The sequence below is a fragment of the Nocardiopsis sp. NPDC058631 genome (assembly GCF_042716955.1).
GTDB lineage: Bacteria > Actinomycetota > Actinomycetes > Streptosporangiales > Streptosporangiaceae > Nocardiopsis.
Map to the genome: position 1 here is coordinate 1 of NZ_JBHXQY010000175.1, position 5,683 is coordinate 5,683.

Annotated in this window: 5 protein-coding genes and 1 pseudogene; 4 read left to right on the forward strand and 2 right to left on the reverse strand. The window is 73.2% G+C overall.

Features of this window, described 5'->3' with window-relative positions:
• Positions 1-192: 192 nt before the first annotated feature.
• The 3 genes from solA (at position 193) to ACFWTE_RS29530 (ending at position 2,714) form a co-directional block, all read left to right on the forward strand.
• The gene (gene solA / locus ACFWTE_RS29520; protein WP_378783205.1) at positions 193-1,365 is read left to right on the forward strand and encodes an N-methyl-L-tryptophan oxidase; all 1,173 of its coding nucleotides are present in this window, start codon (positions 193-195) and stop codon (positions 1,363-1,365) included.
• Between the two features lie 101 nt (positions 1,366-1,466).
• Positions 1,467-2,273, forward strand: a complete 807-nt coding sequence (locus ACFWTE_RS29525; protein WP_378783206.1) for an SDR family oxidoreductase — start codon at positions 1,467-1,469, stop codon at positions 2,271-2,273.
• An 84-nt stretch (positions 2,274-2,357) separates the two neighbouring features.
• Positions 2,358-2,714, forward strand: coding sequence for an antibiotic biosynthesis monooxygenase family protein (locus ACFWTE_RS29530; RefSeq protein ID WP_378783207.1), 357 nt, complete (start codon positions 2,358-2,360; stop codon positions 2,712-2,714).
• Positions 2,715-2,837: 123 nt separating this feature from the next.
• Here the strand turns inward: ACFWTE_RS29530 and ACFWTE_RS29535 are convergent, their stop codons facing one another.
• Positions 2,838-3,602 (reverse strand): class I SAM-dependent methyltransferase, encoded by a 765-nt coding sequence (locus ACFWTE_RS29535; RefSeq protein WP_378783208.1) that lies wholly within the window; start codon positions 3,600-3,602, stop codon positions 2,838-2,840.
• Positions 3,603-3,727: 125 nt separating this feature from the next.
• Here ACFWTE_RS29535 and ACFWTE_RS29540 point away from each other — a divergent pair, with 125 nt between their 5' ends.
• On the forward strand, positions 3,728-5,158 hold the full coding sequence (locus ACFWTE_RS29540; RefSeq protein WP_378783209.1) for a benzoate/H(+) symporter BenE family transporter: 1,431 nt from the start codon (positions 3,728-3,730) through the stop codon (positions 5,156-5,158).
• Here the strand turns inward: ACFWTE_RS29540 and ACFWTE_RS29545 are convergent.
• Positions 5,098-5,271: pseudogene (locus ACFWTE_RS29545) on the reverse strand (transposase); the annotation flags it as partial. The gene ACFWTE_RS29540 and the pseudogene ACFWTE_RS29545 overlap by 61 nt on opposite strands.
• Positions 5,272-5,683 lie beyond the last annotated feature (412 nt).

Genomic DNA, 5,683 nt, shown 5'->3' on the forward strand with positions numbered 1-5,683 from the left:
TCCAGGAGTTGCTGGCCAACGCCCATCCGCCTGTGAACTGATCGCTGTCCCCCTTCCGGGTCGTGCGGGGGGACCACCGAACAGGGCGCCCGTCCACCCAGGGGGTGGGCGGGCGCCCGCCACGGACCGGCCTGGGATCATGGGCCGGGGCCTTCCCGTGAAGGCCCGCGGACAGGACCGGGGAGGAACCGCGTGGCGAACCTGCTGGAAACCGACACCGTCGTGGTCGGCCTGGGGGCGATGGGGTCACAGGCCCTGTGGCGCCTGGCCCGGTCCGGCGTCGACGCCGTCGGGGTGGAGCAGTTCTCCCCCGGGCACGACCGGGGGTCCAGCCACGGGGAGTCCCGCATCATCCGCACCGCCTACCTGGAGGGCGCCGAGTACGTGCCGTTCGTCCGGGCGGCCTGGCGCGCCTGGTCGGAACTGGAGGAGGCCTCCGGCGACCGGCTCGTGCGGCGCACCGGGGCGCTGATGGCCGGTGCGCCGGACAGCGCCGCCGTCGCCGGGTCGGTGGCCGCCGCCGAACACCACGGACTCCCCTACGCGCTGCTCTCCGGCGACGAGGTCCGGGCCCGCTTCCCCGGGCACGTGCTGCGCCCGGGCGAGGTCGGCGTGTTCGAGGAGGAGGCAGGCGTGGTCCTGCCCGAGGCGTCGATCCTGGCGGCGGTCCGTCTCGCAGAGGCGGCGGGGGCACGGGTCCTCACCGGGGCCGGGGCGACCCGGATCGAACCGGACCCGGACCGGCCGCGCGTGCTGGTCGGGGAGACCGTGATCCGCGCCCGGAGGGTCGTCGTCACCGCCGGGGCGTGGCTTCCCTCGCTGGTGCCCGAGGTGGCCGGCCTGGGAGGGGGCATCCGGGTGGAACGGCGGGTGCTGGGCTGGTTCCGCACCACGGGCGACCCGTCGGCGCACGTGTCCGGTCCGGTGTTCGCCCGCGACGGGGACGACTGTATCTGGTACGGGTTCCCGAGCTTGGACGGGGGCCGGACCGTCAAGATCGGGGTGCACGCCGAGGCCCGCGGGAACAGGCGCGAGGGGGCGCAGTGGGGCGAGCCCGTCGACCCCGGCCCGGGTCCGCGCGAACCCGACTCCGCCGACGCGCGCAGGCTGGGTGAGCTGGCCTCGGGGTTGCGGGGGGTCGAGGGCCTTCCCGAGCGCATGGCCGCCTGCATGTACACGATGACGTCGGACGAGCACTTCGTCATCGGGCAGCGCAGGGAGCTTCCGGGCCTGGTGCTCGCCGGGGGCTTCTCCGGGCACGGCTACAAGTTCGCGTCCGCCGTCGGGGAGGCGCTGGCCGACCTGGCCCGGGACGGCCGCACCGGTCTGCCGATCGGCCTGTTCGACCCCCATCGCTGGGACTGACCCGGGGGTGCCGGGGAGGGTTGGCCCGCCCCGCCGGAGGCCGGCGTGCGATCATCCTCACACGCGCGGCGCGCGCACCGATCCCTCCCGGAAGGACCACCATGAACCGTCCCCCCGTCCAGCGGACCGCGCTCGTCACCGGCGCCTCGTCGGGTATCGGCGCGGCCGTGGCCGCCGCACTGGTCCGGCGCGGCTACCGCGTGTACGGCACCAGCCGCAGACCGGAATCGGTGGCGGAGCCCGTCCCCGGCGTGGAGTACCTGGCCCTCGACCTGGCCGACGGGGCGTCGGTCGAGGCGTGCGCCTCCGTGGCCGGTGGCGTGGACGTCCTGGTCAACAACGCCGGGGAGAGCCAGAGCGGGCCGTTCGAGGAGCTGCCGTCGGATGCGGTGGAGAGGCTGTTCCGGATCAACGTGTTCGGGGCCGTGCGGCTCACCCAGCTCCTCCTCCCGGGGATGCGCGAGCGCGGGTACGGCCGGGTCGTGATGGTGGGGTCGATGCTGGCGAGCTTCCCGCTGGCGTACCGGTCGTCGTACGTGGCGTCGAAGGCGGCGGTCAAGGGTTTCGCGTACGCGCTCCGCCGCGAGGTCTCCCCGTACGGGGTGGGTGTGACCACGGTGGAGCCGGGGTCCATCAACACCGGTATCAGCGAGCGGCGGACCCACTACCTGCGTGAGGACTCCCCCTTCGCGGGCGAGTACCGCACCATGCTCGACGCCCTCGACGCCAACCAGGCGGCGGGGATCTCCCCCGAGCAGGTCGCGCGGACGGTGGTACGGGCGATCGAGGCCGACCCGCCCAGGCCGCTGTACGCGGTGGGCAGCAACGCCCCGGTGGTGTTCGCGCTGCGCAGGCTGTTCCCGCGCTCGTTCATCCTCGACCTGGTCGCCCGCAGGCACGGGCTGTAGGCGGGGCCGGGCCGACCGGCGCTGCGCCGGGAGGTGCCCTAGGTTGGGCGGTGAAGGTCGAAGTCAACGGTGGAGAGGTGCCGCGTGAGCAGCGTCGTCAAGTTCAACGTCCTGACCGTCCCCGAAGGTGCCGGGGCCACACTGGAGGAGCGCTTCGCCAAGCGGGCCGGGCTGGTGGAGAACCAGCCGGGCTTCGAGGAGTTCCAGCTCCTGCGCCCGGTCGAGGGCACCGACAAGTACCTGGTCTACACCCGCTGGCGCTCCGAGGAGGACTTCCAGAACTGGGTCAGCGGCCAGGCGTTCAAGCACGGGCACGCCCAGGCCTCCGCCGATGCCGGGAAGAGCGGGTCGGAACCCGGCCACGGGCACGGCGGGCCGGCCGCGACCAACAGCGAGATCTGGGGGTTCGAGGTCATCCAGCACGTCAAGGCGGGTGGCTGAGCTCCCACTCGGTGCGCCGGTCGCCCTGCCCGGGTGGCCGCGGGGGTCCCGCCCGGGCAGGGCGGGGCCCGTCCACCGCGGACGCTTCCGTGTGGTTCCTCCCGGGCGGGCCCCGGACGGCCCTCAGCCCCGGGGTTTGCGCGCCTCGACGAGGAACCGCGTGGTGGTCGCCGTGAAGGCCCCCTCCCGCCGGATGTGCTCGTGCATGTCCCGGAGCCGCTCCCTGTGGGCGTCGACGGTGAACCCGGGCACCATCCAGACCACCTTGCGCAGGAAGTACACGACCGCGCCCACGTCGAGGAACTCCGTGCGCAGCCGTTCCAGTCGCAGGTCGACGACGTCGAGTCCGGCCGCCCCCGCCGCCTCGCGCGCGTCGTCGGGATGCCGGGAGCGGCGGTCCTCCTCGGGGCGCGGGCCCAAGAAGAACTCCACCACCTCGAACACGCTCTCGGGCCCCACCTGCTGGGACAGGTAGGTACCGCCGGGAGCCAGCAGGCGGGCGATCTCCTCCCACCGCGTGGTGACCGGGTGCCGGGAGACCACGAGGTCGAAGGCCCCGTCCGCGAAGGGCAGCGGGCTCCCCTCCCCGGTCGCGACCACCGCGACGCCCAGCGGGTGCAGCAGCCGGGTGGCCTTGGCGACGTTGGGCGGCCAGGACTCGGTCGCCACCGCGGTCAGCGGGCGTTCGGGGACACCGGCCAGCACCTCGCCTCCCCCGGTCTCGATGTCGAGGGCGGCGGTCGCGACAGCCATGCGCTCCGCCATGGTGCGCTGGTACCCCCAGGAGGGGCGCTCCTCGGTGGCCCGGCCGTCCAGCCACGAGAAGTCCCAGCCCTCCGTGGGCTCCGCCTCGGCCTCGGCCACGAGTTCGTCGAACGATCGTTCCATGGGGCCATCGTCACCGCGGCCTCCGCCCGCGTCCACCGGATTTTCGGTCCCGTGCACCTGCGGGACCCGCTCTTCCGCTGCCCCGGAGCGGCTCGTGGGACGGCCGCCCGGCAGGATGGTGGGCCATGAGAACCCTCGCCCGCCACCTCGGACGCGTCGCCCCCGCCCCCGCCGTCGCCGCCGGTCTGATCGCCGTCCTGGTCGGGGTGACCAGTTCGGCGGCGATCGTGTTCACCGCCGCCGAGGCCGCCGGGGCGTCCTCGGCGCAGATCGCCTCGTGGATGCTGGCCCTGGGCGTGGGCATGGCGGTGACCTGCGTGGGTCTGTCGCTGCGGTACCGGGCACCGGTGGTCACCGCGTGGTCCACCCCGGGCGCGGCCCTGCTGGCGGTGGGCCTGGACGGGGTGACGATGGCGCAGGCCGTGGGGGCGTTCCTGTTCTCGGCCGCGCTGATCACTCTGAGCGGGGTCACCGGTTGGTTCGAGCGGGTGATGGACCGGGTTCCGGTGCCGCTCGCGGCGGGACTGCTGGCCGGGGTACTGCTCCAGTTCGGGATCGGCCTGTTCACGAGCATGGAGGGTGACTTCGCGGTGGTGGCCGCGATGTTCGCGGCGTACCTGCTGTCCCGGCGGTGGCTCCCGCGCTACGCCGTGATCCTGGCCCTGGTCGCGGGTGTGGGGGCGGCCGCCGCCCGGGGGACCCTGGACCTGGGCGAGGTGACGCCCGCGCTCGCCGCGCCGGTGTTCGTGGCTCCCGAGTTCTCGTGGCAGGTGCTGGTGAGCGTGGGCCTGCCGCTGTTCGTGGTGACCATGGCGTCCCAGAACCTGCCCGGGGTGGCGGTCCTGCGCGGCGACGGCTACCGGGTGCCGATCTCCCCGGTGATCGGGTGGACCGGTGCGACCAACATGGTGCTGGCACCGTTCGGGTGCTTCGGGATGAACCTGGCCGCGATCACCGCCGCCATCTGCACGGGCCCGCAGGCGCACCCCGACCGGGACCGGCGCTACCTCGCGGGGGTGTGGGCGGGGGTCTTCTACCTGTGTGTGGGGGTGTTCGGTGCGACGGTCGCGTCCTTGCTGACCGCCCTGCCACCGACGCTGGTCCTGGCGATCGCGGGGATCGGCCTGCTCGGAACCATCGGGGGGTCCCTGGCGTCGGCCCTGGGGGACGAACGGTCACGGGAGGCGGCCGTGGTGACGTTCCTGGCGACGGCGTCCGGGTTCACGCTGCTCGGGGTGGGGTCGGCGTTCTGGGGCCTGGTCGCGGGCGTGCTGACCCTGGCGGTGACCACCTCCCGGCGGGGGCCGCGGGTCGAGAAGCGCGCCGGGACAGCCGGGGAGGACCTGGAGGACCCCGGCGGCCATCACCGCGACCGTCTCGAACCGTCTTCTGGGGGCACCACCTCGCCCAGCAGCTCACTGGCCCGGCGGTGGATCGCCAGTTCGGCCTCCACCTCGGCGATGCGCTTGTTGGCTGCGGCCAGCTCGCCCTTTGCAGCGCTGGTCAGGCCAGGGGCCAGACCTTGGTCGGTACGGTCCTGTCGCCGCCAGGCGTAGGCCGTCTCGGTACTGATGCCCAGATCGCGTGCCACGTCCGCGACGCTGCGTCCGGCCCGGACCAGGTCCAGCACCTTGCGAAGGAACTCGGCGGGGTATCCACGACGTCCCACGATGCCCTCCTTCAAGGGTCACGTGGTCCCAGGATCCAGAAACCCGATTCCGAAGAACGCAGGACACACCAAAGCACTCGGCGCGCCGACTGGGCGGACCGCGTTCCAGAAACCTTGCACGACCGCCGAAGCGCACCCGTGACCTTGAGGAATTCACCTGGAACCCCGGAGTATGATTCCGGACCGGGGAATGGGAAGGCGATCCGCGCGGATTCTCCGGTGTTACGTTCGTGGCCGCGTAGCGGCGCCAAGGGGTAGGTAGTAGAAGGGGGAGTCCTGCATGCCGTTGGACCCGAACATGTCCAACTCCTCACGCGACGCCATCAAAGTCCTCACCGGCATCGAGGTCCCCACCGCCGGACTCCTCCAACTCGGCCGCGCCTCCGAGATCTACGCCGCCCTGGACCAACGC

What these genes read in the sequence shown, in the direction of transcription:
- ACFWTE_RS29540 (WP_378783209.1), top strand. Translation starts at nt 3,728, where the DNA reads ATGAGAACCCTCGCCCGCCACCTCGGACGCGTCGCCCCCGCCCCCGCC.
- ACFWTE_RS29525 (WP_378783206.1), top strand. Translation starts at nt 1,467, where the DNA reads ATGAACCGTCCCCCCGTCCAGCGGACCGCGCTCGTCACCGGCGCCTCG.
- ACFWTE_RS29535 (WP_378783208.1), bottom strand. Translation starts at nt 3,602, where the DNA reads ATGGAACGATCGTTCGACGAACTCGTGGCCGAGGCCGAGGCGGAGCCC.